The sequence below is a fragment of the Pseudomonas sp. AC252 genome, assembly GCF_979258105.1.
Genome location: NZ_OZ409837.1, coordinates 73,359 through 96,723, shown reverse-complemented (window position 1 = coordinate 96,723; position 23,365 = coordinate 73,359). Strand labels below are relative to the sequence as shown.

Below are 23,365 nucleotides of genomic sequence, written 5' to 3'. Positions count from 1 at the left end.
CCGCAGGTCGGTGAATCGTTTTAGCGGCATCGCCCACAGGGCCGGGCCTTTGCAAAATAGACCGTTGCACGATTATCCGCAAAAGCCCGTTACACGGCGGTGACACACGGATTGTGGCGATAAAAAAGCTCCCTTTTTGGGCAAAATCCGGTATAGTGCGCGCCGGCCTTTAACCGGGCCGCGTTTAGGTAGCGCAATTTCCCGAAGTCAGCTTCGGCTGCACGTCCGCACTGCGGGCTCTTCCTTGACGATTCATCTTCATTCATTCGTTTTCGCAAATCCCCGCCGACAAAGCTGCCAGGGCGACTCTTGAGTCTCAACACGGCATGCGCAGCTTTGGAGCATGGGTCTTTGCGGATGCACTTAGAGGCAGACCCATGACCCAGGAAACCGGCGGATTCGCCGCTTTTAATCTCAACCCGAATATTCTTGCAGCCGTCGCAGCGACCGGCTACGAAGAGCCTTCGGCGATTCAGCAGCAATCGATCCCGATCATCATGGCCGGCCAGGACATGATTGGCCAGGCGCAAACCGGTACCGGTAAAACCGCCGCGTTCGCACTGCCTATTCTGCACCGCATCGATCCTGCCAAGCGCGAACCGCAAGCCCTGATCCTGGCGCCAACCCGAGAGTTGGCGCTGCAAGTAGCAACCGCTTTTGAAACCTACGCCAAGCAAATGCCAGGCGTCACCGTCGTGGCCGTTTACGGCGGCGCGCCGATGGGCCCGCAACTCAAGGCAATCCGTAATGGCGCACAGATCGTTGTCGCCACTCCGGGTCGTCTGTGCGACCACCTGCGTCGCGACGAGAAAGTCCTGTCGACCGTGAACCATCTGGTTCTCGACGAAGCCGACGAAATGTTGAAGCTGGGCTTCATGGATGACCTGGAAGTCATCTTCAAGGCTCTGCCAGCGACCCGCCAGACCGTTTTGTTCTCGGCGACCCTGCCGCAGTCGATCCGCGCCATTGCCGAACGCCACCTGCGCGATCCGCAACACGTCAAGATCCAGACCAAGACCCAGACCGTTACCGCGATCGAACAGGCTCACCTGTTGGTTCACGCTGACCAGAAAACCTCGGCCGTACTCAGCCTGCTGGAAGTCGAAGACTTCGACGCCCTGATCATGTTCGTGCGCACCAAGCAAGCGACCCTGGACCTGGCCAGCGCCCTCGACGCCAAAGGCTACAAAGCCGCCGCGTTGAACGGTGACATCGCCCAGAACCAGCGTGAGCGCGTGATCGACTCGCTCAAAGATGGCCGTCTGGACATCGTTGTCGCCACCGACGTTGCTGCCCGTGGTCTCGACGTTCCGCGTATCACTCACGTATTCAACGTTGACATGCCGTACGACCCAGAGTCCTACGTGCACCGTATCGGCCGTACCGGCCGTGCCGGTCGCGAAGGTCGTGCGCTGCTGCTGGTGACTCCGCGTGAGCGCCGCATGCTGCAAGTGATCGAGCGTGTAACCGGGCAGAAGGTTGCCGAAGTACGTCTGCCGGACGCTCAGGCTGTTCTCGATGCGCGCATCAAGAAACTGACCAACAGCCTGTCGCCGCTGGTGGGTGATGCCGAATCGACCCACGGCGAGCTGCTTGATCGCCTGACCGCTGACATCGGTTGCACCCCACGTGCACTGGCCGCTGCGCTGCTGCGCAAGGCTACCAACGGTCAAGCACTGAACCTGGCGGCGATCGAGAAGGAACGTCCACTGGTGCCGAACAACGCACCGCGCGGCGACCGTCCTGAGCGTTCCGGTGATCGCCCTGATCGTGGTGACCGCGAGCGTCGCGCGCCAATGCCGTTGGGCGAAGGCCGTGCTCGTTGCCGTACCGCGCTGGGTGCGCGTGACGGTATCGCTGCGAAAAACCTGCTGGGCGCCATCCTCAACGAAGGCGGTCTGGCCCGTGAAGCGATCGGTCGCATCCAGGTGCGTGACAGCTTCAGCCTCGTCGAGCTGCCGGAAGAAGGTCTGGAAAAGCTCCTGACCAAACTGAAGGACACTCGCGTGGCCGGTAAGCAGCTCAAGCTGCGTCGCTACCGCGAAGATTGATCCGCCCTTGGGCTGATTGATCGCACATAAAAAATCCCCGACTGGTTCGGGGATTTTTTTGCCTTTTTTGGCTCCTGTGGGAGCGAGCCTGCTCGCGAATGCTTCAACCGAAACGATAAATATCCATGCCCAGCGCGCCCATCGTGAATCCCTGATGCGCCACGCTAAACCTCCCACCGGCACCCCGCGCAAAATACAACGGCAACAGATGCTCATCACTCGGATGGCTGCGCACGGCATTCGGCGCCTGCTGGCGATAATCATGCAGTGCCGTTTCATCGTCGGCCGCCAGCTTGTCGATCATCCAGTCACGAAAATCCCGCGCCCACGGTTCAATGCTTTCCGGCCCGGCATGCCAGTCCAGCTCCCGCAGGTTATGGGTGATGCTGCCGGAGCCGATCAACAAGATGTCTTTTTCGCGCAGGCTCGCCAGCGCACGGCCAACCCGCGTCTGCAACGCCGGCCCGCCACGACTCGGCAGCGACACTTGCACCACCGGAATGTCGGCCTGCGGATACATCAACGACAGCGGCACCCAAACACCATGATCGAACGGTCGCTGCGGATCGAGCCGCGCTGGCAGGTCATTGGCGTTCAGCAGCTCAGCCACCTCTGCGGCCAGTTGCGAATTACCCGGGGCCGGGTACTGCACTTCAAACAGCGCGCGGGGGAAACCGCCGAAGTCGTGCCAGGTGTCCGGGTGCGGATGGCTGCTGACCAGCAGTTCCTGGCTTTCCCAGTGCGCCGAGATGATGACGATGGCTTTGGGGCGCGGCAGTTCGGTGGCCAGTCGCGCCAGTGCCGGGCCGCTGGCACCGGGTTCCAGCGCCAGCATCGGCGAGCCGTGGGAGATAAACAGGCTGGGCAACATGGACGGGCTCCTGAACGATTAAGATGAGCCATCTTCAGCCAGATCATCGATCTGAATCTAATATAAGTTTCTGCGGTTTTTCATCGGTTTTTCGGGAGTGATCCATGCAGCCAGAATTTTGGTACAAGAAATGGGATTCGAACCAGATCGGCTTTCACCAGTTTGAGGCAAACCCGTATTTGCAGCGCTATTGGCCGGAGCTGGCGATTGCACCGTCAGCGCGCGTGCTGGTGCCGCTGTGCGGGAAAAGTCTGGATCTGCTCTGGCTCGCCGGGCAGGGACATCAGGTGCTTGGAGTGGAGCTGTCGGAAAGGGCCGTCGAGGATTTTTTCGTTGAGCACAAGATTGAACCGCAGATCAGCGAGCAGGGCGCATTCAAGGTGTATCGCAGTGATGCCATCGAACTGTGGTGCGGGGATTTCTTCGCGCTGACCGCAGAGGATGTTGCCGGTTGCACGGCGTTGTATGACCGTGCCGCGCTGATTGCCTTGCCGGAAGCGATGCGCGAGCGCTACACGGCGCATCTGCAGCAGTTGCTGGCGCCGAGGGTGAAAGGGCTGGTGATTACCCTGGATTACGATCAGACGCAGATTCCGGGGCCGCCGTTTGCGGTGAATGATGATGAGGTGCAGCGCTTGCTGGGCCAGGGTTGGCAGGTGGAGAACCTGCAAGAGCGGGATATTCTGGCTGAGAGCCCGAAGTTTCTGCAGGGCGGGGTTGAGTGGTTGGTGGAGCGGGTCTATCGGGTTTCTTCCAGATAGTTTTCTGTTAGCAGCTCCGGCGTCTTCGCGAGCAGGCTCGCTCCCACAGGGGAACGCATTCCAAAGGTGGGAGCGAGCCTGCTAGCGAATGGGACTTTGCTGACAACGCATGATCTGAAGATGCAAAAAAGCCCGCATCACTGCGGGCCTTCTTTTTCGCTTCGATCAAATCAACCGCGACGACGCAATGCGTCAATACGCTCTTCCAGCGGCGGGTGGCTCATGAACATGCGGGCGAAGCCCTGTTTGATGCCACCGTTGATGCCAAAGGCATTCAGGGTGTCGGGCATGTGCACCGGCAGGCCCTGTTCGGCACGCAGACGTTGCAGTGCGCCGATCATCGCGCTGGTACCGGCCAGGCGGGCGCCGGCTTCGTCGGCGCGGAATTCGCGCTTGCGCGAGAACCACATGACGATTGCGCTGGCGAGGATGCCCAGCACCAGTTCGGCGAAGATGGTCGCCACGTAATAGGCGATGCCCTGGCCTTCTTCGTTCTTGAAGATCACCTTGTCGACGAAGTTGCCGATGATCCGTGCGAAGAACATCACAAAGGTGTTCACCACGCCCTGGATCAGCGCCAGCGTGACCATGTCACCGTTGGCGACGTGACCGATTTCGTGAGCCAGTACGGCTTTCACCTCATCGGGCGAGAAACGCTCGAGCAGGCCCTGGCTGACCGCGACCAGCGCGTCGTTCTTGTTCCAGCCGGTAGCGAAAGCATTCGCTTCGTAGGCCGGGAAAATCCCGACCTCAGGCATCTTGATCCCGGCTTCGCGCGACAGTTGCTCGACCGTTTGCAGCAGCCATTGCTCATGACGGGTGCGTGGCTGGCTGATGATTTGCGTGCCGGTGCTCATCTTGGCCATCCACTTGGAGATGAACAGCGAGAACAACGAGCCGGCGAAACCAAAGACCGCACAGAAAACCAGCAGCTGACTGAGGTCGAGGTCGACCCCGTTGGCCGCCATGAACCCGTTGAAGCCGAATAGGCTCAGGGTGATGCTGGCTATCAGCACGACCGCCAGGTTAGTGGCCAAAAACAGCAGGATGCGCATCATGGTTGTAGAACTCTCCTCAAGCTAAAGATGTAGCGTACTGCGGGGTATATAAGGTGCGGCACCGGGCTATTCAACCGAGTGACTATTTCAAACTGTGTCCTACAGCAGTTTCCTGAGGGCAAAGAAAATTCCCACCCTCAATTCCGATACAGCTGACACACCCTTTCGCCCCGCGCGCATTAGGTCGGACAGGCCTTTACGGCTCGCATCGCAAGTGTAGAAGGGCTGCAAAGGTGCGGGACAAAGATGTGTTGCTGAATCAGACAGTGCGCAACGGGCAATCCGTTGCGCACTAATGGCCTATTACTGGCGGTAGGACTTGAGGAAGTTACCGATACGGCCGATGGCCATTTCCAGGTCATCGACGCGGGGGAGGGTGACCACACGGAAGTGATCCGGCCACGGCCAGTTGAATGCCGTGCCCTGCACCACCAGCAGCTTCTCGGAAAGCAGCAGGTCGAGGACGAACTTTTCGTCGTTGTGGATCGGGCAGACCTTCGGGTCGATCTTCGGGAAGGCGTACAGCGCGCCCATTGGCTTGACGCAGCTGACCCCGGGAATGTCGTTGAGCAATTCCCAGGTGCGGTTGCGCTGATCCAGCAGGCGACCTTGCGGCAGCACCAGGTCGTTGATGCTCTGATAACCGCCCAGCGCGGTCTGGATCGCGTGCTGGCTCGGCACGTTGGCGCACAGACGCATGTTGGCCAGCATGTCGATGCCTTCGATGTAGCTCTGCGCGTTGTGTTTCGGCCCGGAGATGGCGATCCAGCCGGAGCGGAAACCGGCCACGCGGTAGGATTTGGACAAGCCGTTGAAGGTCAGGCAGAGCAGGTCCGGTGCCAGCGACGCGGTGCAGATGTGCACGGCATCGTCATACAGAATCTTGTCGTAGATCTCATCGGAGAACACCACCAGGTTGTGCGCACGGGCGATTTCCAGCATGCCCAGCAGCACTTCCTTCGAGTACACCGCACCGGTCGGGTTGTTCGGGTTGATGATCACCATGGCCTTGGTGTTCGGGGTGATCTTGGCCTTGATGTCAGCCAGATCCGGGAACCAGTCGGCGCCTTCGTCGCACAGGTAGTGCACGGCGTTACCGCCGGCGAGGCTGACGGCAGCGGTCCACAGCGGATAGTCCGGGGCTGGCACCAGCACTTCGTCGCCGTTGTTGAGCAGTGCCTGCAGCGACATCACGATCAGCTCGGACACACCGTTGCCCAGGTAGATGTCTTCGATGCCGACACCTTCGACCTGCTTCTGCTGGTAGTACTGCATCACCGCCTTGCGCGCGCTGAACAGGCCTTTGGAATCGCTGTAGCCTTGCGCGGTGGGGAGGTTGCGGATCACGTCCTGAAGGATTTCGTCCGGCGCTTCGAAACCAAACGGCGCCGGGTTGCCGATGTTCAGCTTGAGGATGCGCTGGCCTTCCTCTTCCAGTCGTTTGGCGTGCTTGAGCACCGGGCCGCGAATGTCGTAGCAGACGTTGGCGAGCTTGTTCGATTTGCTGAACTGCATGGCGATGTGATCCCGAAAATGAACGATCCAGGCGGCAAATGGACAACCGTACTGGGATTGCTGCGTCTTCGCACAGGCGGAGGTCCGGCGCTTTTGCGCTCAGAATCCGTTTGAATGCGCCCGGTCTGGCTGCCAGACTGGCGCGTGACGAGGCGCAATCATACGTGCCGCCCGATCCGTGGAAAAGGTACAGATCGGGCTTTTTCAGCCGCTGAGGTGTGATGATGGAAAAGTTGCAGAAAACCCTGGAAGAGTGGAAGGCCATGCTCGACCCCGAGCAGTACAACGTCTGCCGTCTGAGTGCCACCGAGCGCCCGTTCTCGGGCAAATACAACGACACCAAGACCGACGGTGTCTACCACTGCGTCTGCTGCAATGAGCCGCTGTTCGATTCCAACACCAAATTCGACTCTGGCTGCGGCTGGCCGAGCTTCTATGCGCCGATTGGCGAAAACGCGATGACCGAAATTCGTGACACCAGCCACGGCATGATCCGCACTGAAGTGAAGTGCGCGCGCTGTGATGCGCACTTGGGTCATGTGTTCCCGGATGGCCCGCCGCCGACCGGCCTGCGTTATTGCATCAACTCGGTGTGCCTGGATCTCAAGCCCCGCGAGTAACGAACAAGGCGACAGGTTGTGTCGCCTTTGTTTCGGTTAATTGAATTGCACACAATTCAATTGCTCGTTATGTTTGCGCCTTCCTGATAATTGCGGAGCCGACCCATGAGCGACAACCTGCTGAATATCCCTTGCATCACCATCAAAGGTGAGCAAAAAACCTTGGCTGACTACGCCGGCAAAGCCGTGTTGGTGGTCAACACGGCGAGCAAGTGTGGCTTCACTCCGCAATACCAGGGCCTCGAAGAGCTCTGGCAGACCTACAAGGACCAAGGGCTGGTGGTGCTGGGCTTTCCTTGCAACCAGTTCGGCAAGCAGGAACCGGGCAACGAGGGCGCCATCAGCGAGTTCTGCGAATTGAATTTCGGCGTCAGCTTCCCGCTGTTCAAAAAGATAGACGTCAACGGCGCCGATGCTCATCCGCTGTTCGTGCAGTTGAAGAAACGCGCTCCCGGTGTGCTCGGTTCGCAAGGCATCAAGTGGAACTTCACCAAGTTCCTGATCGGCAAGGACGGCCAGATGGTCAAGCGTTTCGCGCCGACGACCAAGCCGCAGGACTTGAGCGGCGAGATCGAAGCTCTGCTCAAATGAACCAGCCGGGTGACTCGCTGAAGCTCGACAGCCAGTTGTGCTTCAAGCTGTACGCGGCCTCACGGGCGGTGATTCGCGCCTACAAGCCGATGCTCGATCAGTTGGGCCTGACTTATCCGCAGTACCTGGCGATGCTGGTGCTGTGGGAATGGCAGGACGCGGCACCGGAGCAACCGACGGTGAAAGCTCTGGGCGAGCGTCTGGCGCTGGACTCGGGCACGTTGACGCCGTTGCTCAAGCGTCTGGAGCAGATTGATCTGGTCCAGCGCCGACGTTCGGCACGTGATGAACGCGAGGTTCATTTGAGCCTGACGTCTGCCGGACGGGCGTTGCGTGAGCAGGTCGGGCCGCTGAAAGCGCGGCTGCTGTGCGACAGCGGCGTTGATCTCGACCGGCTCAACGACTTGCGCGCCGGCCTTGATCACTTGCTCGGGCAGATCAAAGCGCTGTCGTAGTCGGCATCCATTGATCGAGCAACGCCGCGAGTTCTTCGCGGCGAAACGGTTTCGCCAGATAGTCGCTCATGCCGGCCGCGCGGCAACGTTCGCGTTCCTCGGACATCGCATTGGCAGTCAGCGCGACAATCGGCAGATTCGGCCAGCGCCCGCTCTGGCGAATCTGCCGACTGGCTTCATAGCCATCCATCACCGGCATGTTGCAATCCATCAGCACCAGATCGAAATCGGTGAATTCCAGCTGATCCAGCGCCTCGGCACCATGGCCGGCCACCACCACGTCGCAGCCAAGCTTGCCGAGCATGCCTTTGGCGACCAACTGGTTGACGGGGTTGTCCTCGACCAGCAGCACCTTGCCGCGACGCGCGGACGGCGAGGCGTCCGCTTGCGATTCACTGAGGGTGCCGACATCCGGTTGCAGAATCCGCCGCAGATGCTGGTGCAGCGCATTACGCGCCAGCGGCCGGGCTTGCTGTTGCAGCGGGGCGAGGGCGGCGGCTTCTTCGCTGGGCAGAAAACTGCCGTAAGCCGTCACCAGCAAGATCGGCGCAGTGATGCTCGGGCGCAAACCGAACAGGCATTCCGGGCAATCGGTGATCACCACGTCGGGATTGAGGCCCAGCCGCGAATCGTCGATGGTGCGTTGCATGTACTCCAGCCCCCAAACCGGCAACAAGCTTTTCAGCAACTCCGCCAGACCGCTGCTGGCAGCGGTGATCGCCAGAACCTTGCCGCGTAACGGCTCCGGTACCAGCGCGCGGGTGTGAGAGGGCAGTGGCAGCTCGGCACAGAACTGGCTGCCGAAGCCGCTTTCGGAACTGATGGTCAGACGACCCTGCATCGCTTCGCAGAGGTTGTACGTCAGCGCCAGACCCAACCCGGTGCCGCCGTATTGCCGGGTGATACCAGCACCGGCCTGAGTAAACGGCTGGAAGATTTTCACCTGGGCTTCCTGGGCGATGCCGATGCCGGTGTCGCAGACTTCGATGCGCACGCCATCCTTGTGAGCTGACAAACGCACATCGACCCGACCGAAGCGGGTGAATTTCAGCGCATTCGACAACAGGTTGCTGACAATCTGCCGCACTCGCGTCGGGTCGCCCAGCACCAGCGCCGGAAAGTTCGGCTCGATCAGGCAGGTCAATTCGACGCTCGGTGCGGCATTCTGCGAAAGCAGGTTGGCGGTATCTTCGATCAACGAACCGAGATCGAACGGGATGTTTTCCAGCTCCAGTTGCCCGGCGTCGAATTTCGACAGATCGAGAATATCGTTGAGCAGCTCCACCAGCACCTTGCCCGAATCGTGGGCAATCGACAGTTGTTGCTGCTGCTCGGCGTTCAGCGGGCCGTCCAGCGACAGCGCGATCATCCCCAGCAACCCGTTGAGTGGCGTGCGGATTTCATGGCTCATGTTGGCCAGGAAGGCCGAACGTGCTTCGGCCATGTCCAACGCAGTGCGGCGCGCCGCTTCGAGTTCTTCGTTGGATTGGCTGAGGCGGGTATTGATGGCCTTGAGCTCGGCGGTGCGCGCCGAGACGATGTCTTCCAGTTGCGCGAGGTATTCGGTCAGGCGGTTTTCCGCCGTGCGCCGTTGCTGGATTTCGGTGGCGATGTTCTCGAATTGCTGGTTGGCAACTTTGACCAGTACGCCGATTTCATCGTTGCCGTGGCCGGCGGGGCACTCGAGCGTGGTCGGCTCGGCGCTGCGTGGATCACGGCCGCTGAGTTCACGGATGACCCGCACCAGCGGCTTGGTCAGCATCACGTAGAACAGCGCCAGGAGGATCCCGGTCAGCAGCAGGCTGCGGGCGAAACCGTTGAGCAGGGTGACTTCGGCGCGGCGCAGGAAGCGACTGCCAAAGGCGTAAGTGTCGACTTCCAGTTTGAGGACGCCGAGGGATTCGTTGGGCAAGTGGTCAAGGTACAGGCGGTCTTCGAAATGACGCTTGGCGCCGAACAGGAAGTCGCTGATCAGCCGGTAGTTGCTCTGCAGCTCCGGGCGTTTGACGTTGGCCAGCACGGTATCGTTGTTGTCGATCAGTTGCGCGGCGATGATCGCGGGCGAGCGCAGCAGGCCCAGGGTGAGTTCCTGCGCCAGTTCGGCGTCGATGTTATAGGCGATGCGCGAGGCCGGATTGTGGCTGATTTCCAGCAGCGCGAGGATTTCACGGTTGATGGACGCGTCTTCGCTGGCATAATCGATGCCGATCTGCAGCAGACTGAGCAGGGTGCCCAGAATGAACCCGACCAGCACGGTAAGCCTGGCTTGCTTGTAAGACAGCCGGTGGGTGAATTTGATATCCATGGGGTGTTGAACCACTTCCGTTTCCCTTCGCTGCTCAAGCATAGTCGATCATGTATGGATACCGAGGTTCCCGAATCGCCTTGTAACAAGGCTTGCTCGGGCAATTCTATCTGTGCAGGGTCGCTGGATCGTCATCATCACTGTGAAAGTGCCCGAGGAGAAGACGTGGATTCACGATTGAATGCTTTTCTTGAACGCGCCGAGTCGGTTCTGGCGCGAATCGAACCGCTGTTGCCGGCACCGCGTCCTGTGATTGACTGGAACACTTGCCTGGCGGCGCGCTGGCAGCGTGACGGGCGCAGCGGTTATCTGCTGCCGCTGGAAGTCAGCCTCGACATGCGCCTGTCGGACCTGATCGGCGTCGACCGTCAGCTGGAGCAGTTGGGGCGCAACACACAACAATTTCTTGATGGCATGCCGGCCAACCACGCCTTGCTCTGGGGCTCGCGCGGTACCGGCAAGTCCTCGCTGGTGCGTGCGTTGCTTGCCGAACACGCTGGCGCGGGCCTGCGTCTGATCGAAATCGAGCGCGATCATCTGGCGGACTTGCCACGAGTGGTCGAGCAAGTCGCCAAATTGCCGCAACGTTTCGTGCTGTTCTGCGATGACTTGTCGTTCGAATCCGGCGAAGGTGACTACCGCGTGCTGAAAAGCGTGCTCGATGGTTCGCTCGAGCAGGCCCCCGACAACGTCTTGCTGTACGCCACTTCCAACCGCCGCCACCTGGTGCCGGAAAAGGAAAGCGACAACGAAAACTGGAAGCGCGTCGATGGCGAATTGCACCCGAGCGAAGCGGTGGAAGACAAGATTGCCTTGTCGGACCGTTTCGGCCTGTGGCTGTCGTTCTACCCGTTTACCCAAGAACATTTCCTCAATGTCGTCGAGCACTGGATCGGCCAGTTGGCTGCCAAGGCCGGCCTGAGCTGGGAGCGCGACGAAGCACTGGACATTCTCGCCGTGCGCTGGGCCACCGGCCGCGGTAATCGCAACGGACGTTGCGCGTATCAATTCGCCCGCTACTGGGTGGGACTGAAATTGCTGGAGCACAAGGCATGATTGATTTGCAACACAGCGGCCAGGGCCTTGAAGGCTACGGTATGTTGGCCGCGCAACTGGAATCGCTGCTGGCGGACGAGCGCGATTTCATCGCCAATGCCGCGCAGTTTTCCGCGTTCCTGTTCAACCAGCTCGATGATCTGAACTGGGCCGGTTTCTACCTCAATCGCAACGAAGAACTGGTGCTCGGCCCGTTTCAGGGCCAGATCGCTTGCGTGCGCATCCCGTTCGGCCGTGGCGTGTGTGGCGCCGCTGCTGCCAGTCTGCAGATCCAGTGCGTCGAGGATGTGCATGCATTCCCCGGCCACATCGCTTGCGACAGCGCGTCCAACAGTGAGCTGGTGGTGCCGTTGGTCAAGGACGGTCGCCTGATCGGCGTGCTCGACCTCGACAGCCCGAAGCTGGCGCGTTTCGGCGCCGAAGATCAGGCCGGCATCGAGCAGCTGGCGGCGATTTTCCTGCGCCTGACCGACTGCTGATCAACCGCTGAGGCCAGCCTTGTGCAACAGGCTGGCCGTGTCCACGCTGTCGATTTGCGCTGGATCGAGAAACCGCGTCGCGTACTGCATGTACACCCCCTTGTTGATGAACAGGCCAAACAGTGGCGCATCGATGTGCGCTTCACGGCACATGGTCGCCATGATCCCCAGCGCCTCGCTCAGCGTCTTGGCTTTCTTGTAAGGCCGATCGGCCGCTGTCAGCGCTTCGAAAATATCGGCAATCGCCATCATTCTGGCCGGCAGGCTCATGTCCTCGCGTTTCAACCGTTTCGGGTAGCCGGTGCCATCCATTTTTTCGTGATGGCCGCCGGCGATTTCGGCAATGCTGTCCAGGTGGCCGGGGAAGGGCAGGTGGCTGAGCATCATGATCGTCTGCACCATGTGGTGATTGATGATGTAGCGCTCTTCGCGGGTCAGCGTGCCACGGTTGATCTTCAGGTTGTATAGCTCACCGCGGTTGTATTTGTAGGTGGGCACATCGAGCTTGAAGCCCCAGGGGTTGTCTTCCGGGATCAGTTCGTTCTGGTTGCGTTCGATCAGGTGCTCGGGTTTGTCGGCGAGCAGCCTTTCGCTGACGGGTAAAGCGGGCGCCGGCGTTTTTGCCTGACGGCCGTTTTCCTCCCAGGAAACACCGAGGCGATCATCGAGTGTGCGCATCCAGGTGCGCTTGGCAATCTGCTCAAGGCGTTGCAGATCGGCCTCGGCCATGGCCTCGCCACCGAGATTGCAGCGGGCGACAAAGGCAAAATCCTCATCCAGCGTCAGCAACTCATGGTCGCGCGAGCGGGCCAGCGCAGCTTCGTCTGCGCCTGCCGCCAGCGCCTGCCAGTAGTTGATCCACACGTCACGCTTGAGCACTTCGAAGCGGGTGCGGATCTCGTGGATGCGGTCGTGGATGGTCTCGAGTTTGGTGGCTTTGTCGACCACGTACTCCGGCGTCGTGACCTTGCCGCAATCGTGCAGCCACGCGGCGATGTGCAGCGCCTCCCATTCATCTTCGCTGGGTTGATAGGCGCTGAAGGCCGGTTCCTGGCTGGCGGCGGCAGCCTGGGCGAGCATCAGCGTCAGCTCCGGCACACGCTGGCAATGGCCGCCGGTGTACGGACTCTTGGCGTCGATTGCGCTGGCGAGCAGTTGGATGAACGCGTCCAGCAACTGTTTTTGCCGGGCCTGCAGGCGCTGGCTTTCAATGCTGACCGCCGCCGCGCCCGAGACGGCTTGCAAAAACGCGATGCGGTCGGGCCGCAGCTTTTCCAGATCGCTCGGCGCGCCGCTGTCATTGACCAGCAAAATCAGCAGGCCGATGGTTTCGTCATGCTGGTTGTGCAGGCGGATACCGATCAGATGAATGCGCGGCGATTCCATGGCCAGCAGGATTTTCTGCAAGTCGCCCGCCTGATCGAAGCCCAGGTGGCTGACCACATTGTTCGCGCTGACCAGTTGTTCGAACCAGGCCGGCCCGGTGTTCTTGTGCAGGTCACGCCCCTGAATATCGAACGTCTCCAGTGCCTGGGGCACGCCGTTGATGATCAGACCATAAGGTTCCATGCGCGCACCGTCGGCTTCGCGCAGGTAGATCAGACCGGCCTGCGCCTGGGCGATCTGTACGGTTTCGAACAGCACACGCTCGAGCAGCGGGGCAAAACGTGTTTCGGCGCACAGGCTGTCGGTGATCCGGAAGAAGCTCCCCAGGGTTTCCTTCATCCGCGCCATTGACAGGCTCAATTGATCGACTTCCAGTACGAGGGAGCGTCGCGCCAGCGGAAAATTGAAGTCGAAGCTGCGGATCGCATCGGCTTCCTTGACAAGGGCGTGCAGCGGCTTGACCAGAATCCGCGAAATCACCCAGCCCAATGGCAGGCACAGCAAGAGGATGGTCAGGGTAATCAGCGCGGCTTGCCAGCGCATGCGGAATGCATCCACCAGTAATTCGTCTTCCGGCACCAGCAGCGCCAATTGCAGACCTTTCGGTCCGCCTTCCTGAATACTCGTGCGCGCAACAATCCACTGTCGACCGTTGACCTGCAGGCGCTTGCCGTTATTTTCAGTGCTCAACAGCGCGCTCAACTCCGGGCTGAGATCGGCGGCTCTGGCGAGCCGCGCGGTGCGGTCATCGACGATCAGGCGACTGCTGTCGGGATAAGCCACGGCATTGCCATCGGCATCGTACAAGGCGATTTCGGTCGACGCGGTGACCCGATGTTTGTTCAGCGTCGTCGACAACGCGGCCAGCGTCAGGTCGGCACCGATCACGGCATGCTCGCCGGCGCGTCGGGCCAGGGTGGTGCCGACGTTATGGGTGGAAAAAATACGTAAGGCTCGGTGGTGATCTGCCCGGCCTGCTGCAGGGCCTCGCTGAACCAGTTTCGGCTGCGCGGATCGTACACGTCTTCGGGATGCTCGCGCCGAATGATCAGAGACAGAGCCTGATCAAAGAACAGTGATTGCGAGCGTACGGCGCCTTGCGGGTCGTGTTCGATGCTCCAGACTTGGTATGCCGCTGCGTCCGGCGCCTGCAATTGTGCTTTGATCGCCGCGGAGCGCAGTGCCCGCACCATGAAGAAGTCGCCACTGGCATAACCCAGATACAGCGACGCCAGTGCCGGGTTGTCGCTGAGTGACTGACTGAAGGGCTTGAGCAAAGACAGGCGCTGCTCGAAATTGCCAGTGTCGGCGGCCGGGGTCTCTGCCAGCAGGCTCAACAGGTTGCGGATCGGCTGATAAGTCGCCTGCAAGTCGTTGCGTACGTCCTGTTCGATGCGATCGAACAGTTTCTCGCTGCTCGACAGGATGATTTGCGTGGTCTGGTGGTAATTGAACAGGCCCAGCACCACGCCCGTGAGCAACAAGAGAAAGGTGAACATGACGCTGATGTGCACGTGCAGCGGCAACCGGCGTTGCTCGGGGCGCAGTGGGCTGTGCATTGCAGGCTCTCCATGAATGTTTAACTCACTGCTCAGCGCCAAAGCATAGTTAAGACTCGCTCAATGTGCCTTGATCGGCCAGGGTCAATTGATTCTGCAGGGCCTGTTCCAGTTCGAGCATTGCCTGACTGGTGGCCGCCCAGTGGCGGGCAGTCTCCTGCGATGCGAGGGCTTGCTGGCAAGCTTCCTCGAGGGCGTCGCAACATTCGATCAACCGCGAGGCCTGGGCGATGCGTGCCGCGCCCTTGATCTTGTGCGCAACCACGGCCAATGCTTCGCGATCATCTTCGGGTGACAGAGTGAGCAGTTCCTCGCGGTCGAGACGGCTGCTTTTAAGCAGTTCCGCGAGCATGCGACGTGTCTGCGCCGGGTTGCCGCCCGTCAGCACGCTCAGACTTTGCAGGTCGAATACCGGCGCGGGGAAGGTCGGTGTGATTTCATCGATCCACTGCCCGAGCAGGGTCAGGCTCAACGGCTTGAACAGGCAATCGTTCATGCCGGCAAGCTTGCAGCGCTGGATTTCTTCAGGCTGTGCATTGGCGGTGAAGCCCAGCACGGTGCACGGCGGCCGGCGGTTGTGCAGTTCCAGTTGGCGAATCGCGCGAGTCATCTCATAGCCGTTCATCAAAGGCATGTTGCAGTCGACAATCACCAGATCGAAATGCCCTGACTTCCAGCGTTCGAGACCGCTGCAGCCGTCCTCGGCGAGGCTGAAGCGATGACCGAGGAATTCCAGTTGCTGGCACATCAGCAGGCGATTGGCGGGATGGTCGTCGACGACCAGTACGTGTAATGGGGTTGTTGCGGTCTTGATCAACGGTTCGCCTTTCTGCGGATTGATTTTCGCCGGCTGGCTGTCCAGTGGCAGCGACACGCAGACTTGAGTGCCGATGCCGGGCTGGCTGCTCAACTGCAATTGCCCGCCCATCATTTCGCACAGGTTCCGACTGATGACCAGTCCAAGCCCCGCGCCGTTTTTGGCTTGCCGGCTGCCGTTTTCCGCCTGTGCGAAAGGTTCGAACAGACGCTGTTGGTCCTCGGCACTGATACCGGTTCCGCTGTCCTGCACGGTCAATTGCATCAAGGTGCGTCCGGGGGCGTCCGATGTGAGCATTTCCAGGGTAATCCGCACGTGCCCGTGTTCGGTGAATTTGATGGCATTGCTGACCAGGTTGGACAGCACTTGTTTGAAGCGCAGTGGGTCCAGGTGCACATCTACGGCCGGATCCCGGGGGTTGAAGACAGTTTGCAAGGCGAGATTCCTCTGTCGGGCAAGACCGTCGAAGATGCGCGCAACGGAATTGACCGTGTCGACCAGATTGATCCATTCCGGACACAGGCCAAGGCGCCCGGATTCGATGCGCGCTATGTCGAGAATGTCGCCGATCAAGCCCAACAGGTCCTTGGCCGAATGGTAGGCCGTGTCGATCGACGCGCGATCAGGATGGTGCGGATCAATGCGTCTGAGGGTCAGTTCGAGCATCCCGATCACGGCATTCATCGGCGTGCGTATTTCATGGCTCATGGTCGCCAGAAATGTACTCTTGGCCCGATTCGCCTCGTCCGCCCGCTCCTTGGCCGCGCGCAGCTCATCGAACAATTGGCGGCGTTCGCTGATGTCGATCCAGCCGCCGATGATGCCCTGGACCGCGCCGCTGGAGTCGCGATAGGGAAGTATCCAGTGATAGATGGTCAGGCGTCGGTTGCCGATATGCAGCGGCCGGTCAAGTATCAACGGAGTGCCTTCGGCGATGACTCTCTGGTAATCGGCATGGAATGCCTGGGCTTCGAACGCATTGCTCAGCGTGCCCTGCATGACACCTTTGCCAATGATGTCCTCGCGCCGGGCATTGAACGCTTCGAGATAACTGTCGTTGCAACTTTGCAGAAGACCCTGTCGGTCACGGACATAGATCGGATGCGGTGTGCCATTGACCAGCGAGCGCATGAATTCCAGTTGGTCGCTCAATGCACGTTCGGCGGCCTGGCGCTGTTTGATCTGATGACGCATATAGGCATTCCAGGTCAACAGCAACAGCAGTACCAGGGCAGCGGCGGCGACCACTTGATAGAACAGGCGCTGGTAGTTTTGCCAGATGTTCTGCGAGGCAGTGGAATACCCGCGCCAGCGACCGTTGATAACGCCGAGTTCTTCGGGGGCGATGCTCAATAGTGCCTTGTTGATGATCGAGGCCAGTTCAGTGTTGTCCCGGGCGGTCGCCAGCGAAAAAGCGGCCTGGCCGGTGCCGATCGTGGTGGTGATCTGCAATGGCCGGTCAAAGATGCGCGAAGAGATGAAGTAGTTGGCAATCACCAACGAATTCACTGCACCCTCGACATGGTTTTCGGCAAGCATCGACACGGCACTGAACGTGTCAGGTGTTTCGATCAGCTCAATGCCGGGATGTTCCTGGCGCAGGTTGTCGATCAGCGGGTTGCCCTGAGCGATGGCCAGCCGCTTGCCTTTCAGCTGCGCCAGGTTGGTCGGACCATCGGCGCTTTTGCGGGTGAGCAGTACATAGGAGTTTTCCAGATACGGGCGACTGAACTGCAGTTTTTTTCACGTTCGGCGCTGGGCAGCAGGGCGGCAATCAGATCGGCTTTGTGGTTGTCGATTTGCTTGATCATTTCTGCGTCATTGCGACTGCGTTGAATATTGAAACGCAACCCGGTACGCAAGCGAATCAGCTCGAGCAGATCGGCGCTGATGCCTCGAAAGTTGCCTGCACTGTCGAAGAACGTCAGCGGTGCGTAAGCTTCATTGACGACAACGTTGACCACCGGATGTTGTTTGAGCCAGCTTTCCTCGCGCTCCGTCAGCTGGAGTTTCCTGTCCGTCAGCAGCAGGTCGCTGCCGGCGCTCCAGCGTTTGGCAATGTCGTCACGCTGAGTGCCCGGGACTGCCTCGAGCACCGTGTCGATCACGCTCAACAGGTGCGGATTGCTGCGCCGTACCGCGAAGCTGAAGCCCTGGGCTTCCTGCTTGCCGAAATTGGCCATGCGCACGTTGTTGAGATAGCCCTTGTTGATCATGTAATGGGTGGAGAGGGTGTCGCCGAGAAACACGTCGGCCTGATCAAAGGCAACCGCGTTGATTGCGTTCTGGTAGGACGGGTAACAGGTGATCAGCGCCTTGGGATACATCGCTCTGATCTCGGGCAGCGGCAGATAGTGATAGACCATGCTCAAGCGCAGGCCGGCCAGGCCTTCAGTCAGTGAGCGGGTTTCGTCCTCGCGCGTCACCAGCACCGGCTGATCGACTGCATAGGGAATGGAGAGGGCCAGGTTGGCATTACCTGCTTCGTATCCATTTGCTGTGCCGAGCACGTCGACCTGGCCATTGATCAATGCGCTGATTGCGGCGTCGCGTGAGGCAAAGCGTTGCACCCGAATCGGCAAACCAGTGGCCTTGCCGATAATCCCTGCGTAGTCGGCGGTCAGTCCCTCGTACTCCTTGCCGCTGACGGTCATGTCGAACGGCGGATAGTCAGGTGCAGACGTTCCCAGGATCAATTCTTTGCGCGTCTGCAGCCACTGCCGTTGGACCGGCTGCAAGGCAACCGGAACGGCTGCGGTCGCCCGGCTGAGCAAGGCGTATTCCGCTGATTCGCTTGGCAGGGCAGACGCATTGGCGCTCAGGCACAGACCTGCGCTCAAGGCGATTAGATAGTCCTTCAAACGGCTGGGCATGCGGGGTCTCACACGAGTGCGTTGCGTTTGGCCATTTCGATAAGTTCTACAAGGGACCTGGCCTTGAGTTTTTGCATCAGGCGCTTTTTGTAGGTGCTTACGGTCTTGTTGCTCAGAAACATGCCCTTGGCGATTTCCTTGTTGGTACGTCCTTGGGCAAATAACTGCAACACCATTAATTCGCGATCGTTGACGGCTTTGAATAATTCCAGCTCGGCGTACCTGATATCGTCGCTGCGAACCGGATTGAGCGCCTGGCTGGGGAAATAGTTGTAACCGGACAGTACCGCTTTAATTGCGCTGACCAGTTCGCTCAAGTCTTCCTGTTTACAGACATAGCCCGAGGCTCCCGATTGCATGCAACGGATGCCGAACAGCGTAGGACACTGTGCCGTCAGAATAAGGATCTTGAAATTCGATCCCATACTATTGAAACGCGCCAGTACTTCCAGGCCGTCCAGCTTGGGGATGCTGATATCGAGAATGACCAGGTCGGGCATGCATTCACGGACCATTTGCATGGCATCAACTCCGTTATCGGTCTCACCGACGACCTTGTAGCCTTCATGTTCCAGCAACATTCGCACGGCGAGACGGATGACCGGGTGATCGTCCACAATAAAAACGGAGTTCATAAATAGAGTCCCATGCAAGCATGAATAAAGCGCGCACCTTAGCTCAGTTGAATGAACACTCGCATGGACTGCCGGGGGCTCGACTACGCTATCGGATTAATCCTACGCATAATGAAGAATCGGACTACGTTGAAATTAGGTTTGACGTAAGGAAGTGCGCGGTCGTTGCTGGCTTTTAGCGAAATCTGGTTCCTTGGTTAATATCGATCTCCATTATTTGCATGTGTTTAAAGTTGTGTTTAACCCACGCTGTTTGTTTTATCTGATGACTTGACGATAGCCCGACTGCATTCGGCGAGAGAAACCAAAATGTTTGAGGTTTGGTGCAGTCGGGCCGGAGAACGTCACTGTATTTGGCCGGCCCGATCAGCAGCAGGCCAGATACAGCGCGATCAGTGACTTGAACGTCCGGTCATTTCCAGCGCCATGTCGCTGGCGTAACTGTCGGTCATGCCGGCGATGAAATCGATCATGCGCAGAAACGAGCTGTGCAGCGAGCCCTGCGGATCGGGCGCGTTGTTGCCGAGCAGATCGAGGATGCGCCGACTCTTGAACGACGGCGTGCGGCCGTTGTGTTGTTCCAGTGCGGCGCCGCAGAACGAATTGAGCAGAATCTCCAGCGTGGTATAGGCGCCGATCTCATGCAGCGTCTTGCGTTTGTCCTGGAAGATCTTCTTGCGCGCGATGTCCTTGGCATTCAACACGCAGCGCTTGGCCGGCCCGTGCATGTGTTCGACCAGATCGCCGTGCAGCGTACCCGCGAGCAGGGCCTCCTGCTGTTCGACAAATGCCCGCGCTGCCGCGTTGGTCAGGTGCTCGATGGCCTTGCCGCGCAGGATCGCCAGTTTGCGTCGGCGGGAATCCTGCGGGCCGAGCTGGCGATAGGTTTCCGGCAAGTCGTCACCGACCAGATCCAGCAGCAGCGATTCGACTTCGGCGTAGTCGAGCAGCTCCATCTCGAGACCGTCTTCCAGATCGATCAACGCGTAGCAGATGTCATCGGCGGCCTCCATCAGATACACCAGTGGATGGCGTGCCCAGCGCTGGTCTTCGAGCTGCGGCAGGCCGAGCTTGTGGGCGATCTGTTCGAGCAACGGCAGTTCGCTCTGGTAGCAACCGAATTTGTGTTTCTTGTAGCCGAGAGAGTCGGCGTGGCGCGCGGTCCACGGGTACTTCAGATAGGTGCCCAGGGTCGCGTAGGTCAGACGCGTGCCGCCATCGAACTGGTGATATTCCAGCTGCGTCAGCACGCGAAAGCCCTGAGCGTTGCCTTCGAAATTGAGGAAGTCACCGCGCTCGGCGTCGCTCATGCCATCGAGCCAGCCGCGCCCGGCGGCTTGTTGGAACCAGTGGCGGATGGCGTCTTCGCCGGAATGGCCGAATGGCGGGTTGCCGATGTCATGCGCCAGGCAGGCCGATTGCACGACCATGCCGAGGTCGGCCGGGTCGCACCAGTCTGGCAGCGCGCTGCGCAAGGTTTCACCGACACGCATGCCCAGCGAGCGGCCGACGCAGCTGACTTCCAGCGAGTGGGTCAGGCGGGTGTGAATGTGATCGTTGCTGGTGACCGGATGCACTTGAGTCTTACGCCCGAGGCGGCGGAAGGCACCGGAGAAAATGATGCGGTCATGGTCTTTGTGAAAGGGGCTGCGGCCGAGTTCTTGCGGGCTGTGCAGCGGCTTGCCGAGGCGTTCGCGGTTGAGCAGGGTAGGCCAATCCAAGGCTGAATCTCTCCGTCTGGTGACTGATCGCCCTAGCTTCCCGGTTCGGCCCGGCGCCTGCAAGCAGAACTACAGGCCTGCCGCATCGATATCGATCAACAACAGTCGCTCACCGTTATCGAAGAACTGTCCGGCAGTCAGGCAATACTGGTTACTGGTAGCATCGCGATAGGTGTTGGACAGGGTCAGGCGGCGCTCTTCCCAGCCTTCGGCGAGCAGGTGATAGAAGTACGGTCGCCACGACCAGTTGTGCCCCAGGTAGCGATCATCAGCGAACCAGCCGCCCTGACGCCATTCCAGGTTGGGTGTCAGCTGGGTGCCGTGGCGATCGCATTGGTAAAAGCGCAGTAGCCAAGGGAAGGCCTGAAGTTGTGGCAGTGCGCTGAGCGGTGCGCGGGCTTGCGCCCATTGCTGCAGAATCGCCATCAACTCGCCGAGTTGCTGACGCATCTGCATCAGCCGCCCGCGCTCGCTGAGTTTCTGCATCACGTAGCGCTGGCGCAAACGAGCGAAATGCGCGACGAAAGCATCCGTGGCGAAGAACGCTTCCTGCGCCCCGGCGAAGAGAAATCCCTGTACGTAGCGTGAGCCGCATTCCAGCGCGAAATTCAGCTGCGCCTCGGTTTCGACGCCTTCTGCGATGATCCAGCAGCCGGTTTTTTCGGCCATCTGCGCAAGCGCTTTGACCACGTCACTGCTCGGGCCGCCGAGGGCCGCTGCCTGAAACAGACGCATGTCGAGCTTGAGAATGTCCGGTTGCAGGGCCAGCACCCGATCCAGTTGCGAATAGCCGGCGCCGAAATCGTCGATGGCGATTCTTGCGCCAGCCTCGCGGTAGCGCGCCACCACCTGGGCCAGGCGTTCGCTGTTACCGCCCAACTCAGTGATCTCGAAAACGATGCGCCGCGGGTCAACGTCATGCCGCGCCAGCTGCTTGAGACTGGGCAGCGCTTGGTCGGCGCGCAGGCGGCTGATCCAGCGTGGCGACATGTTCAGGCTGAGAAACCAGTCCGCCGGGGCTTCATGCAGACAACTGAGCGCGTGGTCACGGATCTGCCGATCGAGACGGCGCAGGGCGGTCGCCGGGGTCCGCGGATCGGCGAACAATGGCCCGACCGAGGTCAGTTGACCTTCGCTCTGGCGCAAGCGACCCAGTGCTTCAACGCCGGCAATGCGCCCGGTGGCGGTGTCGATAAAAGGCTGAAAGCAGGCGAGCGGTTGCCCCTCGATCACGGCAGGTCCTTAATCTTATTGTTCGTTGGCCGCGTTTGCCGGATAGGCACGCGGAATTGAACCCTCCGATAAGAGGGTTCATCCCGGCGCTATTGCAAGATTGTAGCCAGAGAAGTCGGCTTAGCGTTTGCCCGAGCTGTGCATGACCAGTCTGATCAGCGGCCCAAGCGTCGTGCCCAGACGCAGCAGTCGCGTCAAGCCGCCACCACTGCCGCGTTTCGAGCCTTTGCCGGTGAGGAAACCCAGCAGCGTCACCGCCGCAACGCCCCACAACGGCGCATGCTTGATGCCGAAACCGTCCTGCACGTTCTGCTTCATGCCGCGCATGCGCTGCAAGGGTTGCAGGACTTGCGCGGTTTCGTGGCGGATTTCCTGACGGTGCATTTCCATGCGCAGGCGGATCAGTGCCTTGCGCATTTCCCGACGCGAGCTGTTGTGTGGAAGTTCAGGCAGGCTCATGGCAACAGGCGCTCCCGGTCGTTGGCCAGCTCTTCGAGCGTGCCGTGGAAAGGCGAGGACTCATCGAAAATTGCAGCCTTGAGGCGCAGACCGCAGAAGATCGAGGCCAGCGTATAGAAAACGCACAGGCCGATGATCGCTGGCAAACGGTAGGTGTCCCAGAAAATGATCATCACCAGCGTCGACAGACCTACCAGCAACAGCAGGGCAAACACCAGCGCCAGACCGGCGAACAGCAGCAGGCTGACGGTGCGTGATTTCTGCTCCTGCAATTCGATGCCAAACAACTCGACATGGCTGTGCAGCAGGCCCAGAACGGCGGCGCCGAGACGACGCGTGGAAGAGGCGGTGCCCGCAGTCGGGCCGGATTCACCGATCGACATGATCAGCGCCGAGTGGCCAGCAGGCCGATCAGAAAGCCGACGCCGGCAGCGATGCCCACCGACTGCCATGGGTTGGCCGACACATAATCTTCAGTGGCGGTGACCGCCGCCTGACCGCGTTCGCGCAGCGTGTCTTCAGTCACTTTCAGGGTTTCCCGGGCGCGCAGCAGGCTGTCATGAATCTGGGCGCGCAGCTCATCGGCCTGATCGCCAGCGAGGGTCTTGGTGTGCTCGAGCAAGCGTTCGGTGTCGGCGACCAGAGTCTGGAAGTCGTTCATCAGGATTTCTTGAGCAGTCTTTGCCTTGATGCTGGCCATTGGTGGATCTCCGTAGGTGGCTTTGAAGCGTTCGAGTATGAGCCTTGCGCGAAGGTTCAGTACAAATGCCTGGTACAACTTTTGCTGTGTCGTGGTGCGTAGCTCGGTGTGTGTGCGCTGTTGCCGGGCGTCCCGGCAAAAAATCCAATTCAGATGCTTGCGGTTCGTGATCGGACATTGATCTGTGCGCCTAATCAGGTCGGCCATTGTGCAGTGGGAT

17 protein-coding genes and 2 pseudogenes are annotated in these 23,365 nt (G+C 59.9%); 7 read left to right on the top strand and 12 right to left on the bottom strand.

The window, feature by feature from the left end; translation table 11 throughout:
- The first annotated feature begins 377 nt into the window (after window positions 1-377).
- The gene (locus ACZZZ4_RS00420; protein ID WP_039759894.1) at window positions 378-2,051 is read left to right on the top strand and encodes a DEAD/DEAH box helicase; all 1,674 of its coding nucleotides are present in this window, start codon (window positions 378-380) and stop codon (window positions 2,049-2,051) included.
- Between the two features lie 103 nt (window positions 2,052-2,154).
- Here ACZZZ4_RS00420 and ACZZZ4_RS00415 read toward each other — a convergent pair whose 3' ends face one another.
- A complete protein-coding gene (locus ACZZZ4_RS00415) occupies window positions 2,155-2,922 on the bottom strand; it encodes a DODA-type extradiol aromatic ring-opening family dioxygenase (protein ID WP_463547016.1) in 768 nt (255 codons plus the stop codon).
- 104 nt (window positions 2,923-3,026) lie between these two features.
- Here ACZZZ4_RS00415 and ACZZZ4_RS00410 point away from each other — a divergent pair, with 104 nt between their 5' ends.
- Window positions 3,027-3,683 carry a thiopurine S-methyltransferase gene (locus tag ACZZZ4_RS00410; protein WP_463547015.1) on the top strand — a complete coding sequence of 219 codons (657 nt, stop codon included), beginning with the start codon at window positions 3,027-3,029 and terminating at the stop codon, window positions 3,681-3,683.
- Between the two features lie 170 nt (window positions 3,684-3,853).
- Here the strand turns inward: ACZZZ4_RS00410 and htpX are convergent, their stop codons facing one another.
- Together htpX and ACZZZ4_RS00400 are read right to left on the bottom strand one after the other, a co-directional pair.
- Window positions 3,854-4,741: a protease HtpX gene (gene htpX, locus ACZZZ4_RS00405; RefSeq protein WP_007908619.1), complete on the bottom strand. Its 888-nt coding sequence runs from the start codon at window positions 4,739-4,741 to the stop codon at window positions 3,854-3,856.
- A gap of 303 nt (window positions 4,742-5,044) precedes the next feature.
- Window positions 5,045-6,256, bottom strand: a complete 1,212-nt coding sequence (locus ACZZZ4_RS00400) for a pyridoxal phosphate-dependent aminotransferase (RefSeq protein WP_463547014.1) — start codon at window positions 6,254-6,256, stop codon at window positions 5,045-5,047.
- 224 nt (window positions 6,257-6,480) lie between these two features.
- Between ACZZZ4_RS00400 and msrB the strand changes: the two genes are divergently transcribed.
- From msrB to ACZZZ4_RS00385, 3 genes are all read left to right on the top strand, one after another.
- Window positions 6,481-6,876 carry a peptide-methionine (R)-S-oxide reductase MsrB gene (msrB, locus tag ACZZZ4_RS00395; RefSeq protein ID WP_463547013.1) on the top strand — a complete coding sequence of 132 codons (396 nt, stop codon included), beginning with the start codon at window positions 6,481-6,483 and terminating at the stop codon, window positions 6,874-6,876.
- Between the two features lie 105 nt (window positions 6,877-6,981).
- Window positions 6,982-7,467 carry a glutathione peroxidase gene (locus ACZZZ4_RS00390; protein WP_463547012.1) on the top strand — a complete coding sequence of 162 codons (486 nt, stop codon included), beginning with the start codon at window positions 6,982-6,984 and terminating at the stop codon, window positions 7,465-7,467.
- Window positions 7,464-7,922 (top strand): MarR family winged helix-turn-helix transcriptional regulator, encoded by a 459-nt coding sequence (locus tag ACZZZ4_RS00385; protein WP_415761888.1) that lies wholly within the window; start codon window positions 7,464-7,466, stop codon window positions 7,920-7,922. The genes ACZZZ4_RS00390 and ACZZZ4_RS00385 overlap by 4 nt, the downstream gene beginning before the upstream one ends.
- On the opposite strand, the gene ACZZZ4_RS00380 is transcribed toward ACZZZ4_RS00385, so the two are convergent.
- Window positions 7,906-10,227, bottom strand: coding sequence for a hybrid sensor histidine kinase/response regulator (locus tag ACZZZ4_RS00380; RefSeq protein WP_463547011.1), 2,322 nt, complete (start codon window positions 10,225-10,227; stop codon window positions 7,906-7,908). The two genes, ACZZZ4_RS00385 and ACZZZ4_RS00380, sit on opposite strands and share 17 nt — an antisense overlap.
- A gap of 165 nt (window positions 10,228-10,392) precedes the next feature.
- Between ACZZZ4_RS00380 and ACZZZ4_RS00375 the strand changes: the two genes are divergently transcribed.
- Together ACZZZ4_RS00375 and ACZZZ4_RS00370 are read left to right on the top strand one after the other, a co-directional pair.
- Window positions 10,393-11,283 carry an ATP-binding protein gene (locus ACZZZ4_RS00375; protein ID WP_039759880.1) on the top strand — a complete coding sequence of 297 codons (891 nt, stop codon included), beginning with the start codon at window positions 10,393-10,395 and terminating at the stop codon, window positions 11,281-11,283.
- Window positions 11,280-11,762: a GAF domain-containing protein gene (locus ACZZZ4_RS00370; RefSeq protein ID WP_463547010.1), complete on the top strand. Its 483-nt coding sequence runs from the start codon at window positions 11,280-11,282 to the stop codon at window positions 11,760-11,762. The genes ACZZZ4_RS00375 and ACZZZ4_RS00370 overlap by 4 nt, the downstream gene beginning before the upstream one ends.
- Here ACZZZ4_RS00370 and ACZZZ4_RS00365 read toward each other — a convergent pair.
- The 8 genes and pseudogenes from ACZZZ4_RS00365 to ACZZZ4_RS00330 all read right to left on the bottom strand — a co-directional run bounded on the left by ACZZZ4_RS00365 (window position 11,763) and on the right by ACZZZ4_RS00330 (window position 23,145).
- Window positions 11,763-14,707, bottom strand: a pseudogene (locus tag ACZZZ4_RS00365) (HD domain-containing phosphohydrolase). It abuts the gene before it with no gap.
- Between the two features lie 49 nt (window positions 14,708-14,756).
- Window positions 14,757-18,397: pseudogene (locus ACZZZ4_RS00360) on the bottom strand (transporter substrate-binding domain-containing protein).
- Between the two features lie 8 nt (window positions 18,398-18,405).
- Window positions 18,406-19,032 carry a response regulator transcription factor gene (locus ACZZZ4_RS00355; protein WP_039759876.1) on the bottom strand — a complete coding sequence of 209 codons (627 nt, stop codon included), beginning with the start codon at window positions 19,030-19,032 and terminating at the stop codon, window positions 18,406-18,408.
- A gap of 392 nt (window positions 19,033-19,424) precedes the next feature.
- Window positions 19,425-20,753, bottom strand: coding sequence for a deoxyguanosinetriphosphate triphosphohydrolase (locus ACZZZ4_RS00350; RefSeq protein ID WP_463547009.1), 1,329 nt, complete (start codon window positions 20,751-20,753; stop codon window positions 19,425-19,427).
- Window positions 20,754-20,822: 69 nt separating this feature from the next.
- Window positions 20,823-21,986, bottom strand: a complete 1,164-nt coding sequence (locus ACZZZ4_RS00345) for an EAL domain-containing protein (protein ID WP_463547008.1) — start codon at window positions 21,984-21,986, stop codon at window positions 20,823-20,825.
- 120 nt (window positions 21,987-22,106) lie between these two features.
- Window positions 22,107-22,445 carry a hypothetical protein gene (locus ACZZZ4_RS00340; RefSeq protein WP_039759873.1) on the bottom strand — a complete coding sequence of 113 codons (339 nt, stop codon included), beginning with the start codon at window positions 22,443-22,445 and terminating at the stop codon, window positions 22,107-22,109.
- On the bottom strand, window positions 22,442-22,828 hold the full coding sequence (locus ACZZZ4_RS00335) for a phage holin family protein (protein WP_039759872.1): 387 nt from the start codon (window positions 22,826-22,828) through the stop codon (window positions 22,442-22,444). Before ACZZZ4_RS00335 ends, ACZZZ4_RS00340 begins: the two co-directional genes overlap by 4 nt.
- A 2-nt stretch (window positions 22,829-22,830) precedes the next feature.
- Window positions 22,831-23,145: an ElaB/YgaM/YqjD family protein gene (locus ACZZZ4_RS00330; RefSeq protein ID WP_016770842.1), complete on the bottom strand. Its 315-nt coding sequence runs from the start codon at window positions 23,143-23,145 to the stop codon at window positions 22,831-22,833.
- Window positions 23,146-23,365 lie beyond the last annotated feature (220 nt).